21 protein-coding genes and 4 tRNA genes are annotated in these 20185 nt (G+C 44.5%); all 25 read right to left on the reverse strand.

Annotation, left to right across the window (positions count from 1 at the left end; genetic code table 11):
- Nucleotides 1-269: 269 nt before the first annotated feature.
- The gene (locus tag BLW60_RS13790; protein WP_074718377.1) at nt 270-1379 is read right to left on the reverse strand and encodes a transglutaminase domain-containing protein; all 1110 of its coding nucleotides are present in this window, start codon (nt 1377-1379) and stop codon (nt 270-272) included.
- A gap of 1 nt (nt 1380) precedes the next feature.
- Entirely contained in the window at nt 1381-2301 is a 921-nt protein-coding gene (locus BLW60_RS13795) for an NYN domain-containing protein (protein ID WP_074718379.1), read from the reverse strand.
- Nucleotides 2302-2632: 331 nt separating this feature from the next.
- Nucleotides 2633-3151: a hypothetical protein gene (locus BLW60_RS13800; protein ID WP_074718381.1), complete on the reverse strand. Its 519-nt coding sequence runs from the start codon at nt 3149-3151 to the stop codon at nt 2633-2635.
- 57 nt (nt 3152-3208) lie between these two features.
- Nucleotides 3209-3745 carry a hypothetical protein gene (locus tag BLW60_RS13805; protein ID WP_074718383.1) on the reverse strand — a complete coding sequence of 179 codons (537 nt, stop codon included), beginning with the start codon at nt 3743-3745 and terminating at the stop codon, nt 3209-3211.
- Nucleotides 3746-3767: 22 nt separating this feature from the next.
- The gene (locus BLW60_RS13810; RefSeq protein ID WP_074718385.1) at nt 3768-4292 is read right to left on the reverse strand and encodes a hypothetical protein; all 525 of its coding nucleotides are present in this window, start codon (nt 4290-4292) and stop codon (nt 3768-3770) included.
- A 107-nt stretch (nt 4293-4399) separates the two neighbouring features.
- Nucleotides 4400-4475, reverse strand: a tRNA-Gly gene (locus BLW60_RS13815).
- A gap of 30 nt (nt 4476-4505) precedes the next feature.
- A tRNA-Phe gene (locus BLW60_RS13820) sits at nt 4506-4581 on the reverse strand.
- 4 nt (nt 4582-4585) lie between these two features.
- Nucleotides 4586-4662, reverse strand: a tRNA-Asp gene (locus BLW60_RS13825).
- 3 nt (nt 4663-4665) lie between these two features.
- Nucleotides 4666-4741 (reverse strand) — tRNA-Val (locus tag BLW60_RS13830).
- 275 nt (nt 4742-5016) lie between these two features.
- Nucleotides 5017-5298, reverse strand: a complete 282-nt coding sequence (locus tag BLW60_RS13835) for a hypothetical protein (protein ID WP_074718387.1) — start codon at nt 5296-5298, stop codon at nt 5017-5019.
- 20 nt (nt 5299-5318) lie between these two features.
- Nucleotides 5319-6848 carry a DUF4340 domain-containing protein gene (locus BLW60_RS13840; protein WP_074718389.1) on the reverse strand — a complete coding sequence of 510 codons (1530 nt, stop codon included), beginning with the start codon at nt 6846-6848 and terminating at the stop codon, nt 5319-5321.
- Nucleotides 6845-8434 (reverse strand): motility-associated ABC transporter substrate-binding family protein, encoded by a 1590-nt coding sequence (locus tag BLW60_RS13845; RefSeq protein ID WP_074718391.1) that lies wholly within the window; start codon nt 8432-8434, stop codon nt 6845-6847. The genes BLW60_RS13840 and BLW60_RS13845 overlap by 4 nt, the downstream gene beginning before the upstream one ends.
- 30 nt (nt 8435-8464) lie before the next feature.
- Complete coding sequence (locus tag BLW60_RS13850) at nt 8465-9184, reverse strand: ABC transporter permease subunit (protein ID WP_074718392.1); 720 nt, start codon at nt 9182-9184, stop codon at nt 8465-8467.
- Entirely contained in the window at nt 9184-10302 is a 1119-nt protein-coding gene (locus tag BLW60_RS13855; protein WP_074718394.1) for an ABC transporter ATP-binding protein, read from the reverse strand. The genes BLW60_RS13850 and BLW60_RS13855 overlap by 1 nt, the downstream gene beginning before the upstream one ends.
- Before the next feature lie 119 nt (nt 10303-10421).
- Nucleotides 10422-11306, reverse strand: a complete 885-nt coding sequence (locus tag BLW60_RS13860) for a bifunctional riboflavin kinase/FAD synthetase (protein ID WP_074718396.1) — start codon at nt 11304-11306, stop codon at nt 10422-10424.
- A 4-nt stretch (nt 11307-11310) separates the two neighbouring features.
- Nucleotides 11311-12204: a tRNA pseudouridine(55) synthase TruB gene (gene truB, locus BLW60_RS13865; RefSeq protein ID WP_074718398.1), complete on the reverse strand. Its 894-nt coding sequence runs from the start codon at nt 12202-12204 to the stop codon at nt 11311-11313.
- A complete protein-coding gene (locus BLW60_RS13870; protein WP_074718400.1) occupies nt 12201-13157 on the reverse strand; it encodes a DHH family phosphoesterase in 957 nt (318 codons plus the stop codon). The genes truB and BLW60_RS13870 overlap by 4 nt, the downstream gene beginning before the upstream one ends.
- A gap of 11 nt (nt 13158-13168) precedes the next feature.
- Nucleotides 13169-13507 carry a 30S ribosome-binding factor RbfA gene (gene rbfA, locus BLW60_RS13875; RefSeq protein ID WP_074718402.1) on the reverse strand — a complete coding sequence of 113 codons (339 nt, stop codon included), beginning with the start codon at nt 13505-13507 and terminating at the stop codon, nt 13169-13171.
- A 17-nt stretch (nt 13508-13524) separates the two neighbouring features.
- Nucleotides 13525-14088, reverse strand: coding sequence for a hypothetical protein (locus BLW60_RS13880; protein ID WP_074718405.1), 564 nt, complete (start codon nt 14086-14088; stop codon nt 13525-13527).
- 40 nt (nt 14089-14128) lie between these two features.
- On the reverse strand, nt 14129-16888 hold the full coding sequence (infB, locus tag BLW60_RS13885) for a translation initiation factor IF-2 (RefSeq protein WP_074718407.1): 2760 nt from the start codon (nt 16886-16888) through the stop codon (nt 14129-14131).
- A gap of 85 nt (nt 16889-16973) precedes the next feature.
- Nucleotides 16974-17288, reverse strand: a complete 315-nt coding sequence (locus BLW60_RS13890) for a L7Ae/L30e/S12e/Gadd45 family ribosomal protein (RefSeq protein ID WP_074718409.1) — start codon at nt 17286-17288, stop codon at nt 16974-16976.
- Nucleotides 17257-17535: an RNase P modulator RnpM gene (gene rnpM / locus BLW60_RS13895; RefSeq protein ID WP_074718411.1), complete on the reverse strand. Its 279-nt coding sequence runs from the start codon at nt 17533-17535 to the stop codon at nt 17257-17259. The genes BLW60_RS13890 and rnpM overlap by 32 nt, the downstream gene beginning before the upstream one ends.
- 2 nt (nt 17536-17537) lie before the next feature.
- Nucleotides 17538-18776, reverse strand: a complete 1239-nt coding sequence (nusA, locus tag BLW60_RS13900; protein WP_081348274.1) for a transcription termination factor NusA — start codon at nt 18774-18776, stop codon at nt 17538-17540.
- Between the two features lie 44 nt (nt 18777-18820).
- Nucleotides 18821-19294 carry a ribosome maturation factor RimP gene (rimP, locus tag BLW60_RS13905; protein ID WP_074718413.1) on the reverse strand — a complete coding sequence of 158 codons (474 nt, stop codon included), beginning with the start codon at nt 19292-19294 and terminating at the stop codon, nt 18821-18823.
- A gap of 280 nt (nt 19295-19574) precedes the next feature.
- The gene (locus tag BLW60_RS13910) at nt 19575-20165 is read right to left on the reverse strand and encodes a hypothetical protein (RefSeq protein WP_074718415.1); all 591 of its coding nucleotides are present in this window, start codon (nt 20163-20165) and stop codon (nt 19575-19577) included.
- Nucleotides 20166-20185: the final 20 nt, after the last annotated feature.

Raw genomic sequence — 20185 nt, forward strand, 5'->3', positions numbered from 1 at the left:
TTTCTCTCGACCGCCTCTCAGGACAGCTTTAATATTATATCACAAATCATTTCCTTTGTCAATACCTTTTCGGAAATTTTTTCGATTTGTTTTTTTCGCCCTCCGCTTCGTCCTTACGCCTCCAATGCTGCCCCAGCAGTCTTACTTTTCTGCGTCTCTCCCTCGCGGTGACTTATTTATTATAGCAGGTTTGCCATGAAATGTCAACACGTTAATTGTGCCAACCTTATCTGTTGTAATTTGCCGAATTGTGTACATTTTTACAACTCTTACGTAAACATCATTGTAAGGCAGAGTTCCTGCTCGTTTTCTTTTAGCGTAAATGTCACTTCTCCGTTGTATTCATAGCCAGATTCATCAAGAAGATTGAAGATATTTTCCTCTGTAATGAAGCTCTCTCTGAATCTCTCGTAAGTCTTTGAATCTGAAAAACGTATCTCTATCGTTCCGTTTCCGTTTGACAATTCTCTGCGAACTATTTCTTCCGCTTTCTCTACCGAATCGGCATACAGTCCGCGCTTCACATAATAGTTCCACTTATTGCTGACGCACGGAAACGGCATGAATAACGTATCATCGGCATAATGCGTTTTTGAGAAATCCGCATCGGAGCACAGGAAATACATCTGTCTTGTTTCTCCGACAACATCTGTATCCGCCCATGTTACGTCGATATTGTACCATTCGCCGTCTATTTTCACCTGATTCCACGCGTGGTTCTCACCTTTGTCGGTAGTACCTGTTATGACCACGCTTTGAAGTCCCAGCTTCCCTGCAAGCAAGTTGAAAGCCTTTGCGTAGCCCTCGCAGTTCGCTTCACCTCTTACAAGGCAGCCGTAGACAGTTGACGCAAATTCGCTGTCATCACCTGTTATATACTGGCATTTCCTGACAATGAAATCATTGATATATCTTGCTTTCTCCTCATCATTTGTAAGCTCGTCTGCCTCGGACATGAAAGCCTCCAGCGCACCTGCAAGATCCTGTTCTTTCTGATGAGGTCTTGTTATGTCTCTGTACGCTATCTTCGCATCACGAACTTTCTGAGCCGTATAATAGACAGAATCAAGATAATAAAATGCACTTTCCTGCTTTTCAAGTATGCAGTAGATCTTGGAGTAGGTATTGCCGTCTACCTCATAGGGCAGAGGTATCTCTTCCTTTCTCTCGCATATTCCACGGTAAAGTGCAGTATATATACTTTTCTCCTTTGTTGTGAGCTGGCTGTATATCGGTCTCATAGCCTTTTCATCTGCTGTGAGGTACTCAGCGTTGGGATAGCTCTTCATGATGCCCGAGCGTTTGATATAACGCCACGACATGAACAGACAGCCGACACATACGATACAAAGGATAACTGTTATCAGTTTCTTTCCCAAATCAGTTCTCCGTGATCATAACTGTGTTGTTCCGTATTTTGAATGACGGCAGATTTTCTACGAATTTGCTGAATTTTGAATAGCCATAGGACTTTACATCAAATCCGGGTATCTTTGCGCAGAGCTGTTTTTTCAGCTCGCCAAGATTGTAGCCTTTGCTGCCGTTTGTGCGGACTATAGCCGCAAGAGTATTTTCTATCCTTTCAAGGTCAGTCATGCTGGTCTTCTGTGATACCAGTATGCTGCTGCCCTCCTGACGAAAACTGAGTCCGTCAAATTCCTTGAGGAACTGTGAAAACTTTGAATAGCCGTAGTTTCTCACATCGAAATCGGGATAGCGGTTGAGAAGTCTGCTTCCCAGCTCGCCTATATTTATCTCGTCCCTCAGATTTGCATTTTCGGTTATTATTCTTACTATGGCTGTCTCAAGAGACTTGAGCTCAACCTTTTCGAGCTTTTCGCTCTCAACAGTGCTCTGGATATCCTCATCAGCAAGTATCTCAAGGTACTTGAATGCGTTGCAGGCGGTACTGAAGGGCTTCGGAGTCTTCTGCTCGCCCATGCCTATTACGTGCATACCCGATTCACGCAGACGTATAGCAAGTCTTGTAAAGTCGCTGTCACTGGAAACGATGCAAAAGCCGTCAACGTTATGGGAGTAAAGTATGTCCATAGCGTCGATTATCATTGCCGAGTCGGTCGCATTTTTTCCCGTGGTGTAGCTGTACTGCTGTACAGGGGTGATAGCATTGTCAAGAGCCATATTCTTCCAGCCTGCAAGATTTGGTCTCGTCCAGTCGCCGTAAACTCTTTTGTAAGTTACAACTCCGTAGTTCGATACCTCATCGAGAATATATTTTGTATATTTTGCCGCAACATTATCTGCATCTATCAATACTGCATATCGTGTTTCTTTTTCCATTTTCTCACTCCTGTATTTTATACCCGCGCAGCGGAATGTGTTATATTTATTAATGCCTATTCAATAAATATGTTGCGCAAATTCCCATTTATTTAAAGAATTTGTGCTCCCTGAACGCAGTTCAGGGCAGTCTCCGCACAGCGGAATGTGATATATTTATTATAACATTTATATAAGATTTTGTATATAGTAATTCCGCACAAAGACAAAGAGCCGTCTTTGTGCGGAATTAAGACACTGCCAAGCCGACAGTATAATATTATGCGGTATTTTTGCAATTATTACCATAAGAAAAAGTCCTGAACAAAAAATTGTTCCAGGACTTTTTATATCAATATTTAAAGATCTGTCCGTTATGCTCAACGCCGTCTTCCGACCACTTAAAATCGCTGAAGCTCTTATCGGAATAGAAAATGCGCTCATACTCAAACATACCGCTTTTGCGATATACAGAACGGCTTTCCTTTTCTTCGCTCTCTCCGTCTACATAATAAAGGGTATGCTTTCCGTCAGGGCTTTTCATGCTGGCAAGAGACTCGCCCAACCAGTCAGTACCGAAAATGAGAAAAGAAAAACCGAGCGCACCGAGGAATACCAGTGAAAGCACAGACGGAAGTCTTTTGCCGCCGTATTGTCTTTTCCATATCTGTAAAAAAGCCATAAATGTTCCCAGACACAAAAAAGCAGGTGCAGCCAGTGCAAGTACGTTCACCATGAACCTTTCCGTAAATTTCCAGATAGCAATAAGCTCGTTGGTATCACCGATGAATATCATAAGGCATATCATTGCTGTGAGGCATAATATACCAAGTGTAAGGAATAACCATTTCAATGCTTTTATCAGTTTCATTTTTTGACCTCTTTTTTCATAAAATTATAAAGATTATTGCTGCATAGATAAGTGAAATTATTTTTGAGATATATTATCAAGCAAATCGTATTCAAAAATCTCACCGTCAAGAGACAGTGCATCGTCTTTCCATTCTATATCGTCCAGAGCACCTGTATCCGTACTTTTGATAATGTAATACGTGTGACCGTTGCCCTTGCGCAGCCACGCAACATCACCTGTTTCTTTGTTCCTCACATAATAAACAGAGTGATTGCCATTAGGACTTTCCAGCTCATGCATAAAGTATCCGATGTGACCGCCTGTAATGGCGTAGATAAGTCCAAGAGCACCTCCGCAGATAAGAGCGACAAATCCAAGGATTATAACGCCGTTTTTGTTTGCGCGTATCCTTTCCACAAGGGAAATAACAGCTGCTGCTCCGATAAAAAGCGGTATACCGATGAAACAAAGATTACTTATAAGGCTTTCAGGCATTCCGCAGAAAACTCTGAGAGTTTTCTCATCAACACCACTATTGGTAGTTTCAAAATAACATACACCGCCGACACAGACCAAAGCCGCCAACAATAAAACTATTTTCAGTATCTTCATATTCTGCCTCAACAATTATATATTATTTGTCATCATAAGGAGAACACGGAAATTGCTTTCCGTCAACATTAAGCATTGCATCTCCCCACTCTATTTCAACAGGTTCATCGCTTGCAAACAGATACTCATAGGTAAATGTTCCTACTCTGCGGTAGTAAACGCATTTCCTACCCGATCCGGTATCCTTTGCAATGTAGCTTACAGAGTGTCTGCCTCCGGGACTTACAACCTTGTGTGCCCTTACGTATATATCATCATCTTTTGACAAACAGAACATGAGCACAGCTGAACCGACCAAGACAAATGCTCCGAACAGCCAGAGCCCTTTATGCTTTTCGCCATTCTTTATTTTTTCAATAAAGAGCGCAAATGAAGCTGCTCCAAGGAAGAACGGCACCAGCAGGAACAGTACCCATTCCACAAAAGCCTCTCTGAAACCGAATATCAGAATTAGGTCTTTCGTAATACTGTCAAAAAATCCCACAGTAAAGCAGGCAATAACGCTGAGCAGTGCCAGAACAAGAGATGTTGCTTTAAATTTTTCCATTTTTTTACCCCTTTTAGTATTTATCCCTATTCCCCCATATTAATTAAAAAATCCCGAAACTATTGCTTCGGGATTTACGTAATACCAAGGTTATTACCCCAGTACTATGGAGCGGATTACGAGGCTCGAACTCGCTACCTCCACCTTGGCAAGGTGGCGCTCTACCAGATGAGCTAAATCCGCATTGTATATAGAACGCATTTGCGTTCTATATGGTGCTTCCGGTCGGAATCGAACCAACGACACGGGGATTTTCAGTCCCCTGCTCTACCGACTGAGCTACAGAAGCGTGTTGGCGACCCCGAACAGATTCGAACTGTCGACCTCCTGCGTGACAGGCAGGCGTTCTAACCAACTGAACTACGAGGCCATGTGGTGGGGACTACAGGGCTCGAACCTGTGACCCTCTGCTTGTAAGGCAGATGCTCTCCCAGCTGAGCTAAACCCCCACATCGCATTGCTTTATTCTGTCGTTTCAGGTGTCTTATCCCTGACGACGAAAATAATTATACCACAGTATTTTCAATTTGTCAAGCATTTTTTGAAAAAAATTTCAGATTTTTTTAAAGAAGTCTGGAAAAGCCTATTTTAAGCAAAAAATATGCAATGATATCGCTCACTGATCTCTAATAAATATCAGCCAACAGAAAAGCCATAGCATCTCTGACCGTGAGACGCTATGGCTGAAATTTATCATTCCCGTACCGTTAAGCACGATACTGTCTTAGTTTTTAAGAGCCTTTTCAAGCCACACGCTTGCGATATCGAGTGCCTCATAGAGACCGCACTCACGCTCTGTATTCTTAACGAAAGCTTTCAGGGGGTTGGGCTCGTTGGTATCCATCTGAACGACTCTTACCTTTGATGTGACCTTTTCGCCGTTTTCTTCTTTTGTATCGAGTATCTGAATAAAAATAACGTAAGGATCAGACATAAAGCCGTAGTATATGTCGTTGCCGCTTCTTACCAGAGGGTAGCCCTTATATGTGTTGAATTTTGCGTTCATTATATAACCTCCTTGGAATTTTACCAGTTTTTAATGTAATCCTCTCCTGTGCCTATGCGCTTGATATTTTCTATGAGGGTATTCACATAGGACTTCGTACAATAGTACTTGCTCTCCCCGTTTATAACAATAAGAGAACGCATTAAAGAATCATCATAGAATTCATATGTTGTAGATGTTTTTGTATGGTCATCATAATACTGCAGAACTGCCATTGGTTCGCCGTCGGGAACAGGCACACCAACTGCAAATTCCTCTGCATTTGTACCTGTAAGGAACGAATAGAACAGTCTGTATCTTTCAGAGTCGAAATCCTCACCGTTTTTCTTTACAATGAAATCACTCGACTTGGGACTGTCGGGAATATTGTCCTTATCCTTCGGACTTATGATAAACATTATATCCTCGTCTGCGTCTTTCACAGACATCTCGGTGATGTTCCATACATAGTTTGTGATAAGCAGACGTGTAACTATGTCTATCGGATTGACAGTAAGCCATTTAGCATTGTCAACAGGAACGATGAATATCACCTTTCCCCCTTCAAACATAGCATTGCTGCACTTATTGCCATTGTCGTCCGTAAACGGCTCACTTAACAGAAGCTTATATGTGTTTCCGTCATCGCAGTCCATAGTTACAGTGCAGAAAGGTGCATCAAGACCTGCTTTTTTGATATCCTCGTCATTGCAGTCAACAGCATCGATACCGGAAGCCGTAAGACCGAACATACCTGTTGTGATATCTGTGGACTTTTCTACGGCAAGATAGCTCTCTACAGGAGATACCAGCTTATGTGAAGCAGAAGTACCGCCTGATTTCTTGTCACTGCTTGCATCATCGTATTCGATAAGCATATCCTCGTCCATATCGCCGCGCTGTATCCTCAGACTTTTAATGATAGGATATTCGTTATTTTCAGGCTTTGCCAGCATGACCTTTGAGATAAAGTCCTTCTGTCCTTTCTTGAAGTCCTCGATAGTTCCCGCACTTACGATATATACGTCTTTTTTGCCGTCGACCATACAATAAGTCGCGTCACCCGAAGGCGTATCGTCACCTAAATAAAGCTTGACCTTATTGCCTGACTCATAGGTCAGTTCCACCTCTGCGGCAGGGCTGTCAAGTCCGTATTTACTAAGGTCATCACAGCCCTCGGCAATGAGTTCCTTTGCCTGCAAGCCGTTTCCGTCATTGATAAGGGACGTTAACTTTGAAGTATCCGCGTTTATATCATCACCGTTTTCAAATGTATAAACAGTGACAGTCTCTCCCTCATCATTCCGGATCTCTTTCATTACTATATTAAGAACGCCTTCGCTGTTCTTGATAACAGCACTTTTTACAACTGCATTCTCATCGCCGTTATCGCTGACGAGGACAGTACCCTGTCCCACAGCCTGAGTAGCAATAAGCTCCATTGTGGAATTAGTGTTGTTATTGCCGCCCTTTCCTTCTTCGGGAGTAAGCTTCATGTAGGCATATCCGCCTCCCAGCATAGCCGCAAGGACTGCGCTGAGAGCGATGATGCCCTTTGCCTGTTTTTTCATTTATTCTTTCTCCTTAACAGTACGATAACACCGACAGCAGCAACAATGCACGGGATCACCCAGATAACGATGATCTTTATAACATTTGATTCCTTGAGAGTCGGTCTTATAAACGACTGCTGTAAATTCTTATCGGGAACGATAACGCCGCTTTCCTTACCTGTCATGTTATTAATGATATTAAGGACAACATTGCCGTTATTATATGCAGTGCTCTGTGTAAGGTATGTGCTGCTTGTCATTGCCGCACTTCCCATTACAAGGACGCTGCTTGTCATTGTCTTTATCTGATCTGTACGCTGCTTCTGTGAAAGCATTACAACTGTCTTTGCGCCTTTTTCACCAGTTGCAGTTTTCATATCCTTCATATCAACGGTATAAGACTCGTCGCATGATTTGAGAACTTCCTTTACAACGTCCTCATTATTCTTTTTCAGTAATGTGATCTCTCTTGCAAAAGGAGCGATGATAGGCAGCTTCTCGTTAGAAAGCTTGCCAACAGAGTCGGGATCGTTTACATTGACCATAATGTTTGAAGCGTACTGTTCAGCATTTTCCTCATCGATTATGATGCTGTTTTCTACCTTTATGCTCCAGTCAGCAAGGAATTCGTCGATATTGGTAAGATCTGTCGATGAAAGATCAGGGACATATATCATGCTCTTGCCGTAATTACCGCCGTTTTTAAGGAAATCATCAAGCTTTGTGATGATAGTTGGGGTAAAGTCAACGGAAGGAGTATAGATAACTACCATATCGTACTTGGCAGGATCAAGCTCATCTGTAGCTATGTCGATATCTGTACACTCATAACCGTTCTTTGCAAGGAGCTTATCCTCGAAAGAAGCGATAACATAAGAATAATTATCGGCATTGTATACAGAAGCACCGTTCATGGTCTTTACGAAAGCCACGCTTACAGGGTGTGCATCTGTAACATTCAGGATAGCAGAAGTAAGTGTGCTCTCACCAACGAAATTCAGGCTCTGTGTTGACTGATTTGGGGCGATCATATTCTGCACTTCAGCCTCAGTAAATACTTCGACCTTATCTCCCGAAGAAACAATGATATTATTATGTGCAATATCGCCTGTAAAGTTCTTCTTATACTGGTTTATGATGTCAGGATCCTTATCCATATTGACATATTTTACATTGATGCTGCCTTCGCCCTGCTCGGCATATACCGAGTATTTATCAAGTATCTCGGGTATGATCTCAAAAGGGATCTCGATAATGATACCATTGTTGGCATACTCTTTCTCGATACTGTTTCCGAGATCTTCAAAATAGCTTCTTTCAGCAGTAACAACGATGTCAACGTCCTTTTTCAGTGACTTTACGGCATTGATCGACTGCTCTGTAAGCTCATATCTGTTATCTGGAGTTATATCCAGCTTCATAGGTTTGCGCTTAGCCATTATGCCCAGCATGATATTGAGCACAACAACTATAGCAGTAACGAGAGCAATGGTAGTATAGAACATAGCACCGTATTTAAGCTTCTTGTGGTTCTTCTTTGCAGGAGCTTCTTCGGTAACTTCTGTTCCGCTTACCTTTGACTCATCAGTATCTTTTATACTCATCTGTATCAAAACCTTCCTTTCATGAATAGATCAGCTCCAGCGTCTCTTCTCAAGCACCTTGACGGTGAAGAAATTGAAGAGGAAAGCTACGCTGATGAAGAATACTACACTGGTGAGACTGAATACTCCCCTTGTAAATTCAACATATCTTGAATAGAAGGCTAATGAAGTAACGAGATTATAAATGCCTTTCTCGAACCATTTTCCGTTTGCGAAATTTGATACGAGCAGCTCTGAAAGATACATAACAAAGAGCAGAACAAGGCATACAACAGCAGAAGCCATCTGGTTCTCGGTAAGTGAGGATACGAATAATCCTACAGCTATGAAAGCTGCACCGAGGAAAAGTACGGCAAAATAGTTGCCAAGGAGCGGAGTCCATGCTATCTCGCCGAGATAATTCAGTATAAATGCGTATATGAATACAATAGACTGAGCGATTATAAACAGCGTAAGAGCTGCAAAATATTTTCCGAGGACAATATCCCACAGACTTATAGGTGCTGTAAGAAGTCCCTGATCTGTCTTATTCTTCTTTTCTTCACTGAGAAGCTTCATTGTAAGTATCGGGATAAGACACATTACTACATAGAACATCGAGCTGAACATAGAAGCCACGTTCGTGGTGTTAGACATGATAGTGCCCGTAAAGAAGAATATACCTGAAACAAGCCAGAACACAGTAAGAAATACATAAGCTATGCCTGACGTAAAGAATGCGCCCATTTCGCGCCTGTAAATAGCTGACATTATTCCTCACCTCCGTTGTTTTCACTATTTTCTGCCGGTGTATCCTCAGCTTTTTTCTCAGCCTCGTCTCCGGCATCTTCCTGAACAGCCCTGAGCTTGCCGTTCTCGGTACGCTTTATAGCTATCTTTGGTTTGGAACTGCTGCCATTCTTGCTGTTCTTTTTGATATCCTCGTCCATAGTGATCTTGAGGAATATGTCCTCAAGAGTAAGGTCTGAAAGCTGGAGCATAAGGATATTCCAACCTCTATCGGCACACATTTTGTTGAGCTGACGGCGGATATCATTCTTGCCGTCTGTCTCCACATCGTAATCGTAAATGCCCTTTTCACGCTCCATATCAGCGCGGACGTACTTTACACCGCCTATAGACTTGATAGCATCTATTATTTCACGCTTGTCATCAGCAGTATGAGTAGGACCTTCGATACGAAGCACCATTTTATGCTCATTTGTGATGTTGCAGGCTATTTCCTCGGCAGTGCCGTCAGCAGCGACCTCGCCCTTGTTTATAATGATTATCCTGTCGCATACAGCCTGTATCTCGGGAAGTATGTGTGATGAAAGGATAACTGTATGTCTCTTGCCGAGCTTTTTGATAAGGGTTCTTATCTCGATTATCTGGCTCGGGTCAAGACCAACTGTAGGCTCGTCAAGAATAAGCACAGGCGGATTGTTGATAAGTGCCTGAGCAAGACCTACTCTCTGACGATAACCTTTTGAAAGGTTCTTGATAAGTCTGTGTCTTACGTCCTGTAACATACAGCGAGTGCAGATGTCCTTGAGATGAGCTTTTCTCGGGAGCTTGCACTTTTTAAGATCATACATGAAATTGAGATAGGCATCTACCGTCATATCAACATAGAGAGGCGGTATTTCTGGCAGATAACCTATCTTTGCCTTAGCTTTCTTAGGTTCTTCAAGGATATCCGTACCGTCAATGAGTATCTCTCCCGAAGTTGACGATATATATCCTGTCAGCATATTCATGGTCGTTGACTTTCCTGCACCGTTAGGTCCGAGGAAGCCGAGTATCTCACCCTTTTCGACCTTGAAGCTGATATCGTTTACAGCTACTTTTGAGCCGTATTTTTTTGTAAGGTTTTTGACCTCTATCATTGGGTTTTACACTCCTTATTATAATAATTCAGAGGTTTCGCGGCATAAAAAGCCGCATTTTCAGCAATATCTATGTTAATACTTGTTTGTGATAACAAAATGAAAGCAGTGCGAATTTTTCAGGAGATATTGACAGCTGCCTGTATATCAGCTTTTATCTGTGCTTTCAGCTCATCGAGAGAGCCGAATTTAGTTTCGGGGCGGATAAAGCTCTTAAAGCATACATCAACGTTTTTGCCGTAAAGGTCGCCGCTGTATCCGATTATGTGAGTCTCCGCAAGCGGTCTGCGAACGCCCTCTATTGTAGGCTTTACCCCCACATTCGTAACCGACGGGAGCACCTTTCCGCCCACATTGGTGAGCGTACTGTACACGCCGTATCTCGGCACGAGCTGTCCCTCGGCAAAGTCCTGATTTATAGTCGGGAAGTCGATAGTCCTGCCGATGTGATTGCCGTCTGTTACCTCTGCGCTTATGAAGTAAGCAGAGCCGAGCAGCTCGTTTGCAGAAGCAATTTCGCCTTTAAGCAGAAGCTCTCTTATGCGGCTTGACGAAACGATACTGCCGCCGTATTCAACTGCGCCGACTACCTCGACTTCAAAGCCGAAACGCTTTCCGAAGTCCGTAAGCTCCTGCGCACCGCAGGCTGCATTTTTTCCAAATCTGAAATCATCGCCGCAGCACACATGAGCCGCGCCCATTTGCCTGCAAAGTATCTCCTCTGCGAATTCTTCACCTGTAAGACCGCAAAGGCTCTCAAACGCAGGACTTATAATATCGTCCACGCCTATCTGCTCCAAAAGGAGCATCTCCTTTTCGGTCTTTGTGTAGATAAATCCCGAAGAACCGCCTGATTTTCTCAGCACACACTCAGGCTCGAAAGTGAATACCGAAGCCGTAAGTCCGTTTTCGCGCTGAGCCGCAGCCGCATCTATCACAGCTCTGTGACCAAGATGCACTCCGTCAAAAAGTCCCAGAGCAACAGCAGTTTTTTTACTTCCCATGCCGTCACCCTAAATTCTTTCCCACACGAAGGATACCGCCCTCGCGGTCAGCAAAAGCCGTACCTATAAATGCACCGTCAAAGCCGTATACTCCGTAGCACTCCGCATCATCGCGTATGCAGCGGAGCTTTGAAAGATCAAGCTTCACGCCGTTTCTGTACATTCTTGTCTGAGCTTCTCCAAGTCTGAGCTTGGGCAGCTTTTCAAACACTCTTTCTATAGGCAGGATAAGCTCTTCCAGCCTGTCCTCGTCCTTTGCATTCTGTATCTCTTCCAGTGAAAAACATTCATCAAGACCGAAGCCGCCCGAGGAAGTCCTTACCAGTGAGGTCATTATACCTCCGCAGCCCAGTCTTTCACCGATATCGCTGATTATAGTTCTTATATAAGTACCCTTGCCGCAGGCTATAGACAGTACGCCCTCACGGGTACTGCTGTCATATTCCTCCAGCACAAGCTTTGATACTTCTATTTCACGAGCTTCACGCTCGACTTCTATTCCTTGTCTCGCAAGGTCATAAAGGCGTTTTCCGCCCACCTGAACAGCCGAATACATAGGCGGGAGCTGCATTATCTTACCTGTAAACTCAGGTATAACAGCTTCTACAGCAGCTCTTTCAACTGCCATATCCGACTTTTCGCTGACCTCGCCCCAGATATCCTGCGTATCCGACACCGCACCGAGGCGGAAGCCTGCACGATAGCTTTTGGTATTATCGGGCATGATATCGCAGGCTTTCGTGGCATTGCCCACGAATACAGGCAATACTCCCGTAGCCATAGGGTCAAGAGTACCGCCGTGTCCGAGCCTTTTCATCTGAAGTATGCCGCGAAGCTTTGCCACAACATCAAATGAAGTAAAGTCCTGTGGTTTGTTTACGCAGAGAATACCGTTCATTTGCTGAGAGCTCCTTCAACAGCACTGATGAGGAATTTCTTAGCCTCTTCAAGAGGACCGTCGATAGTACAGCCTGCTGCCTTTGCGTGACCGCCGCCGCCTATCATCTGACATATAGCCGAAACATTCACCTCATTTGCCGAGCGGAACGAGCACTTGAAAACGCCGTCCTCACGCTCACGCATAAGGATACCTACTTCTGTTTCCTCAAGCTGTATAGTCAGCGGAGCAAAGCCTTCCAGCTCCTCCATAGAAACGTTCATAGCCTTCATCATGTCCTGTGTGACAGCTGCGATAGCAAGCTTTCCGCCGAGGCAGTATTCCATGAGCTCGTTCACTTTGGCTTCGAGCTTCAGTCTGCCCATAGACTTTACATCGAACATATAACGGTTTATCCTTGCGAAATTTATATCATAGCTGCGCATCATCTCTGCTGCTATCTCATGAGCACGGGGCGTAGTACAGTCGTACTTGAAGCAGCCCGAATCCGTAGCAATACCAGTATAAAGGCACATAGCGCAGTGCTTGGTTATCTTTACGCCCATGAACTTTGCAAGATCATAGATTATCTCGCAGGCAGCAGTAGCGTCGCTGCGGAGCAGAGTTTTCTCCGCATAATTCTTATTTGAAATGTGGTGGTCGATGCAGAGCTGCACCTTTCCGCCGTAGATGTCCTTATAGTCGCCCATAAGGTTTTCGTCGGCAATATCCACCGCAATGATCGTTTTAGGCTCAAACTCTTCTCCTGCGCCCTCGCTTACGAGAAAATCATAGCGCGGCGAAGGGAAGCCGTCATGGCACACGACTCTGCTGCGGATACCCAGCTGAGCAAGGATATCCTTCAAGCCAAAGCCTGCACCTATACAGTCACCGTCAGGATTACGGTGAGTGATTATAACTGCGTCCTCGCAGTTTCTGAGAAAGAGCTCAGCCTCACTGAAACCGATGAACATAGTGATCCTCCTTACAGCAGGTCATGGAGCTTTTTGCTTATCTCCGCGCTTCTTTCGATAGAATTGTCGGCAATGAAGGTAAGATCGGGAGCTTTACGCATTTTGAGTCTGTGAAAAAGCTCTCTCTTGATAAATCCCGACGCACTTTTAAGTCCCTCAACGGACTGCTTTGCTCGTTCAATGCCCTCAAAGCTGGATACGTATATCTTACAGCTTGACATATCGCCCGAAAGATCGGCTCTTACGATAGTGAGCATCATGTCTATGCGCGGATCTTTAAGCTCTCTGAGAATTGCTGTCATTTCCCTTTTTATATCTTCAGCCATACGGCTGTTCTTGAAATTAGGCATGGTAATCCTTCCTCGTGTCACAAGCTGACGGTGAAACCGCCATCTTTTTTCTCTTCATGTTTATCGGAATCGGCAGTTTTTGCAGACTTTTTCGCATTTTTCTTAGCAGGCTTTTTTGTCTGCTTCTTCACAGACTTATCCTCGGCTGCCTTTTCCTCAGCTGCCTTTTCCTCGGCAGCTTCTTCAACAGCTTCGGGCTCGGGCTCTGCCTCAGCAGCAGCACCCCCATCAGCTGCCTGCTCAGGCTCGGCAAAAAATCCGTCGCCGAATATATCCGCAGAAAAAGCTACATCTTCATCGCTGCGGCTGTAATCGGGTATTTCCTCGTCGCCCTCTTCGCCGTAGTAGATATCTGCGTAATTGCCGTATTCGGGTTCAAGCTCCACATCACGAACAGGACGCTCGATACCCATAAGATCATCTGTGTATGCTTCAGGTTCTTCAAATGCGCTGCACTGACCGAGAAGTATTTTCTTTACCGACTCAAAGAAGAATATGTCGATAGGACCGAAATCGTCCCACGCCAGTGCCTCATTGCAGTACTGCAGCATATCCGCAGTACTCATTCTGCTGTTATCCATGAGAAATTCCCCCTTTATCATTGATGAGAATAATTAATGTTTAATCTTCACGGTATTCCTCAACGATATAAGCCTCGAAGATATCGCCTTCCTTAACGTCGCTGAACTTTTCGAGACTGATACCGCACTCGTAGCCTTCTGCTACTTCCTTAGCGTCGTCCTTGAAACGCTTGAGTCCTGATATCTTATCATCTGCGATGATGATTCCGTCACGTACTACACGCACCTGACTTCCTCTTGTTACCTTACCGCTGAGTACATAGCTTCCTGCTACCATACCAACGTTGGATATCTTGTATACCTGTCTTACCTCTACTCGTCCCTGCTCGACCTCACGAGTCTTAGGAGCGAGCATACCCTTCATGGCAGTTGTGATCTCCTCGATAGCATCATAGATGATACGATAAAGTCTGATATCAACGCCGTCACGGGCTGCGTTCTCGGCAGCAACAGGATCAGGTCTTACATTGAAGCCGACGATGATAGCATTTGAAGCTGCTGCGAGCATAACGTCGCTTTCCTTAACAGCACCGACTGCACCGTGGATAACTCTTACTCTTACCTCGTTGTTAGAGAGCTTTTCGAGAGACTGCTTAACAGCTTCAACAGAACCCTGAACGTCAGCCTTTACAACGATCGGGAGCTCCTTGATCTCGCCCTCGGCGATCTGGCTGAACAGGTTATCGAGAGTAACCTTGCGGTAAGCGTTGAACTGCTCCTGCTTCTGCTCGTGCTTTCTCTGCTCAACGAGCTCTCTTGCAAGTCTTTCGTCCTCAACAGCGTTGAAGATATCACCTGCGCTCGGAACTTCTGCAAGACCTGTTATCTCAACAGGTACAGACGGACCTGCTTCCTTTACTGTTCTGCCCTTGTCGTTTGTCATTACACGTACACGGCCTACAGCTGTACCTGCGATAAGTACATCGCCCTGCTTGAGTGTACCGTTCTGTACGAGGAGTGTAGCGATAGGACCTCTGCCCTTGTCAAGACGAGCCTCGATAACAGTACCCTTTGCAAGTCTGTCAGGGTTAGCCTTGAGTTCCTTTACCTCTGCAACGAGGAGAACATTTTCGAGAAGCTCATCGATACCCTCACCTGTCTTAGCAGAAACAGGTACGCAGATAACGTCACCGCCCCAGTCTTCGCAAACGAGGTCATACTTTGTGAGCTCTTCCTTGATACGGTCGGGGTTAGCACCTTCCTTATCCATCTTGTTGATAGCAACGATGATAGATACTCCTGCTGCCTTTGCGTGGTTGATAGACTCTACAGTCTGCGGCATGATACCGTCATCAGCAGCAACAACGAGGATAGCGATATCAGTGATATTAGCACCTCTTGCACGCATTGATGTGAAAGCCTCATGTCCGGGAGTATCGAGGAATGTGATGTCCTGTCCGTTGATATTTACCTGATAAGCACCGATGTGCTGCGTGATACCGCCTGCTTCGCCTGCGGCAACGTGAGCATTTCTGATGCGGTCGAGGATAGAAGTCTTACCGTGATCAACGTGACCCATAACAACTACAACAGGGCAGCGCGGCTGGAGGTTTGTATCGTCGTCATCTGTATCATCGATAAGACGCTCCTCAATAGTAACGATAACTTCCTTTTCTACCTTTGCACCCATCTCGTCTGCAACGAGAGCAGCTGTATCGAAATCAATCTCCTGATTTATAGAAGCCATAACGCCCAGCTTCATAAGCTGTTTGATAACGTCTGTAGCAGTAGCTTTAAGACGGGTAGCAAGCTCGCCGACAGTGATATTGTCAGGAATAAGTACCTTGAGCTGCTGCTTTCTTGCTCTTTCGAGTTCAAGCCTCTTGAGCTTTTCAGCCTCGCTCTCCTTCTTTGAGAACTGCTGGCGTGTTCTCTGAGCTGACTTCTGATTTATCTTCTGCTTCTTAGAAGAATAGTTGTCGTTCTTATGCTTGTTTGAGGTAGCCATCTGGTCGTATCTCTCGTTGTACTTATCCAGGTCAACGTAGCTTCCTCTTGTATCTACAGTTCTTCTCTGTGTAGAAGTCTGTGCTGTTTCAGAACTGAATGTAGCGTTGAACTTCGTTCTCTCGCCTCTGTCCTGAGCCTTAGCCTGCTCCTTCTTCTTGTCCTTTTTCTTATCGTGGACATGAGCAGTATTCTTATCAGCTTCCTGAGCCTTTTCCTGTACCTTTTCTTCCTTCTTGGGCTCGGCAGGCTTTTCCTCAGTCTTTACAGGCTCAGCCTTTGGCTCGGGCTTTGTTTCTTGCTTTGGCTCAGGCTTAGTCTCCTGCTTCGGCTCCGGTTTAACTTCCTGCTTTGGTTCGGACTTTGCTTCCTGCTTGGGTCCTTCCTTCGGAGCTTCCTTGACAGCAGGAGCCGCTTCCTGCTTCTTCTCGGGCTCAGCCTTTTTAACGGGAGCTGCCTGCGGCTTTTCTTCCTTCTTGGGCTCGGCAGGCTTTTCAGCCTTCTTTACAGGAGCGGGAGCTGCTGCGGCAGCAGCCTTTTTCTCTTCCTTTTTAGGCTCTTCAGTGTTCTTCTTTTCAGCAGGCTTCTTAGCGGCTGTAGTCTTTTTCTCTTCCTTTGCAGCGTCTTCCCTGACAGGCTTGGGATCGTTCTTTGAGTTGAAATAATCGTTCAGTGAGCCTACAGAATAACGTTCCTTGGTGTAGTGCTCAAGAACAGTGTTCATTTCCTCCTCAGTGAGAGAAGAACCCGTTTTCTTTTTATTATCGCCTTTTTCAGCGAAAAAGTCGATCAATTCCTGTGCAGGGATATTTATATCCTTTGCAGCGTCGCTTAACTTTATCTTTTTTGCCATAGGCCTGATTACCTCCAATTTGTCTTTGCCGTACTATGCGGCAGTAATATATCTATAACGTATCTATATCAACGCATCACTGCGATCAATCAGATATTATCCTCTCAAAACCGTCAGCAAAGCCCTTGTCTGTGACTGCTATGACAGCTGTCTCTTTTCCGCAGAGCTTTCCGATATCGGCTTTGCTCATTTCCGTTGCGAGAGACTTTACGCCGTATTTCTCACAGTAGAACCTTACTTCCTTGACGGTCTTTTCCGAAGCGTCAGAAGCGGTAAGCAAGCAGAAAGCCGTACCGTTTTTCACAGCCTCGACCGCACTGTCGAAGCCCTTTACAGTCTTGCCCGCTCTGATACAGATACCGAGAAGATTAGCTGTCCTGCGGCTCTTCTCTGAGCTCATTCATCATCACCTCATAAACGCTTTCTTCGATCTTGCATGAGAAGGATCTTTCAAATTTTCTTGCTTTCCTTGCCTTTTCCAGACAATCCGTACTGCGGCAGATATAAGCACCTCTGCCTGCGGCTTTGCCCTTGAAGTCAAGACTTATCTCGCCCTCGGGAGACTTCACCACACGTATAAGCTCTTTCTTTGGCTTCATCTCACCGCAGCCGAGACACATTCTCATAGGTGTCTTTTTTGGCTTCATAATTATTCCTCGTCAGCAGCAGGTGCTTCCGCAGTTTCCTCAGCTGCTTCAGTATTTTCCTCAACAGCTGCTTCGGTCTTTACCTCTTCCTCTGCATCAGGAGCAGTCTCCTCACTCTCTGTCTCAGCAGGACCAGACTCAAATACAGGAGCAACAAAGTCAGGACTCATTTCGGGAGCTTCCTCACCTGTTATATTGTCGAACTGCGGCTTGATGTCGATCTTGAAGCCTGTGAGCTTTGCAGCGAGCTTAGCGTTCTGTCCCTTGTTGCCGATAGCAAGTGAGAGCTGATTGTTCGGAACGATAACTGTGCATATCTTTTCTTCCATAGAAACGATAACTGTCTTGAGTACCTCAGCAGGAGCAAGTGCTCTTGCGATGAACTCCTCGGGAACTTCGCTCCACGGGATAATGTCGATCTTTTCACCGCTGAGCTCATTTACTACAGCAGTTATTCTTGAACGCTTAGGACCGATGCAAGCACCTACTGCGTCAACGTTCTCGTCCTTTGACCATACAGCGATCTTTGTTCTTGAACCTGCTTCACGGGAGATAGACTTTACTTCAACAGTACCGTCATATATCTCGGGAACTTCCTGCTCAAAGAGTCTCTTTACGAGGTCCTTGTGAGTACGTGAGATCTTTACTACAGGCTTCTTGTTCTTGCCGATGATGCCTGTGATGTAAACCTTTACAGACTTGCCTTCCTCAAGGTTCTCACCGGGTATCTGCTCGTTGCGGAAGAGATAGAGCTCTGTTCCGTCATAAACCACTGTAACAGTACCTCTGCCGGGCTCTACCTGAGATACCTTTGCAGTGATACATTCGTGTTCCTTCTGCTCGAACTTGCTGAGCATCTGCTCACGGTTGATCTCTCTAAGGTCGCCCTTTATGGACTGCTTAGCTGAAAGAGCAGCCATTCTGCCAAGCTTTGAGATATCCAGTTCCTTCATGATAGTTCCGCCCACCATAGCGTTAGGGTCCATAGTCTTTGCAACGTCGATATTTACTTCGTTTTCGTCGATAGGCTCATCGTCGATGATGTCCTGTCTGATATACATTTCGAACTTCTTCGTTTTAGGGTCGATCTCAACTGTTATCCTCTCTTCGCTGTGCGGATAAGCTCTTCTTGCTGCCTTGAGCATAGCTGACTTTACCTTTTCTATAAGCAGCTCTGTCTCCACACTGTTTTCTTCGCCAAGAGCCTCAAGTGCCTTGAAAAAGTCCTTATTCATGTTCATGTCTGTAAATTCCTCCAATATATTATATTTTGTTTTTTTGCATTTCAGAAATCAAGATAAAGCTTTACAAAAGCAATATCTGCCAGAGGGAATTTCTTCTCCTCACCGCTTTCGAGAGCCACGGTAACGCCCTCTTTATCCGCACCAACAAGCTTGGCAACTATTTCCTTTTCCCCGTCAACAGCTCTTATGAAGCGTATCTTGACGTCATCGCCCTGACACACCTCAAAGTGCTCCTCCTTGACAAGCTCACGCTCCAGACCTGCCGAACCGACTTCAAGCATATAGCTCTGAGCAATGGGGTCTTTCTCATCGAGGATATCGCTTATAGGAGCATTTGCACGTTCACAGTCCGCAATGGTTATTCCCTCGTCCTGATCTATAAAGACTCTCAAATACCACATCGCGCCTTCTTTTTCGTAGCAAACGTCCCAGAGGTAATAGCCCAGCTCATCTGTGATAGGCTTGATAAGATCGTATACCTTTTGTTCCGTACCGCCGAATTTTTTGAATTTCATAGGCAGTTTTTCCCGATATATCGGTTATCTCCTTTCATAGTTTCGATATAAATACTAAAGACCGGAAGGTTCCGGTCTTTGGGTTTACTATCATCATAAAGTATTATACCACGATTTTTCGCAAAAATCAAGTGTTTTTCGGAATTTTTTTCAAAAAACTTCTTATTATATAAGAAGATACGAAAAAGCTCCTCTCATCATGCCTGCGGCGGCACTGAGAGGAGCTTTGTTTTTATTATAAATCCCGTTTTTGTCCCTATATCTATTATAATTACTACAATTACTTTACAACCCCAACTGTTGTGGTCTTTATTGCATGACCTGCGATCTGATTATAAGCATTTAAATATTCTTTTTCCTTTATACTCGGAGTCTTAACATTACTGCCGTATGTTCCAACTATTACTGTCTCAGGAAATACATATGTTACCATGTTTTTGAGATTTCCATTTTTTAAGTTACTGCCATATGTTCCAACTATTTCAGTCTCAGGAAATACATATGTTACCATGTTTTTGAGATTTCCATTTTTTAAGTTACTGCCATATGTTCCAACTATCTCTGTCTCAGGAAATACATATGTTACCATAGCATTAGGGCGATTAACATTTATTCCTGTTCGCGTATGAATAGGCATTGTGTCCAGATCATCATTAACACCACAAACTATAGTAACATCTGTATGTGGCTTCTCATCATCAAAATTGGATATTGGAAATGTCTGTACAGATAGACCTATTTCTTTTTCGATAGCAGGCTCTATTCTTCCGACAGATAATCTCTGACCGTCAATTGCGTTAGCTGTCATAGGAACCATACACATTGTTGCTAATGTTATAGATGCAAAGATCTTCTTAAAATTAGTTTTCATAATATTCTCCCCCCGTTAAT

Origin of the sequence: Ruminococcus flavefaciens, assembly GCF_900108555.1 — a bacterium.
Taxonomy (GTDB): Bacteria; Bacillota; Clostridia; order Oscillospirales; family Ruminococcaceae; genus Ruminococcus; species Ruminococcus flavefaciens_P.

Bases quoted from the DNA above. Each gene is read 5' to 3' on its own strand.
- BLW60_RS13810 (WP_074718385.1), bottom strand. From the start codon at position 4,292: ATGGAAAAATTTAAAGCAACATCTCTTGTTCTGGCACTGCTCAGCGTT.
- BLW60_RS13880 (WP_074718405.1), bottom strand. From the start codon at position 14,088: ATGGATAACAGCAGAATGAGTACTGCGGATATGCTGCAGTACTGCAAT.
- BLW60_RS13840 (WP_074718389.1), bottom strand. From the start codon at position 6,848: ATGAAAAAACAGGCAAAGGGCATCATCGCTCTCAGCGCAGTCCTTGCG.
- rimP (WP_074718413.1), bottom strand. From the start codon at position 19,294: ATGAAATTCAAAAAATTCGGCGGTACGGAACAAAAGGTATACGATCTT.
- BLW60_RS13845 (WP_074718391.1), bottom strand. From the start codon at position 8,434: ATGAGTATAAAAGATACTGATGAGTCAAAGGTAAGCGGAACAGAAGTT.
- rnpM (WP_074718411.1), bottom strand. From the start codon at position 17,535: ATGAAGCCAAAAAAGACACCTATGAGAATGTGTCTCGGCTGCGGTGAG.
- BLW60_RS13805 (WP_074718383.1), bottom strand. From the start codon at position 3,745: ATGAAGATACTGAAAATAGTTTTATTGTTGGCGGCTTTGGTCTGTGTC.
- BLW60_RS13855 (WP_074718394.1), bottom strand. From the start codon at position 10,302: ATGATAGAGGTCAAAAACCTTACAAAAAAATACGGCTCAAAAGTAGCT.
- BLW60_RS13890 (WP_074718409.1), bottom strand. From the start codon at position 17,288: ATGAGCTCAGAGAAGAGCCGCAGGACAGCTAATCTTCTCGGTATCTGT.
- nusA (WP_081348274.1), bottom strand. From the start codon at position 18,776: ATGAACATGAATAAGGACTTTTTCAAGGCACTTGAGGCTCTTGGCGAA.
- BLW60_RS13850 (WP_074718392.1), bottom strand. From the start codon at position 9,184: ATGTCAGCTATTTACAGGCGCGAAATGGGCGCATTCTTTACGTCAGGC.
- rbfA (WP_074718402.1), bottom strand. From the start codon at position 13,507: ATGCCTAATTTCAAGAACAGCCGTATGGCTGAAGATATAAAAAGGGAA.
- BLW60_RS13870 (WP_074718400.1), bottom strand. From the start codon at position 13,157: ATGTTCATCGGTTTCAGTGAGGCTGAGCTCTTTCTCAGAAACTGCGAG.
- truB (WP_074718398.1), bottom strand. From the start codon at position 12,204: ATGAACGGTATTCTCTGCGTAAACAAACCACAGGACTTTACTTCATTT.
- BLW60_RS13795 (WP_074718379.1), bottom strand. From the start codon at position 2,301: ATGGAAAAAGAAACACGATATGCAGTATTGATAGATGCAGATAATGTT.
- infB (WP_074718407.1), bottom strand. From the start codon at position 16,888: ATGGCAAAAAAGATAAAGTTAAGCGACGCTGCAAAGGATATAAATATC.
- BLW60_RS13910 (WP_074718415.1), bottom strand. From the start codon at position 20,165: ATGAAAACTAATTTTAAGAAGATCTTTGCATCTATAACATTAGCAACA.
- BLW60_RS13860 (WP_074718396.1), bottom strand. From the start codon at position 11,306: ATGGGAAGTAAAAAAACTGCTGTTGCTCTGGGACTTTTTGACGGAGTG.
- BLW60_RS13835 (WP_074718387.1), bottom strand. From the start codon at position 5,298: ATGAACGCAAAATTCAACACATATAAGGGCTACCCTCTGGTAAGAAGC.
- BLW60_RS13800 (WP_074718381.1), bottom strand. From the start codon at position 3,151: ATGAAACTGATAAAAGCATTGAAATGGTTATTCCTTACACTTGGTATA.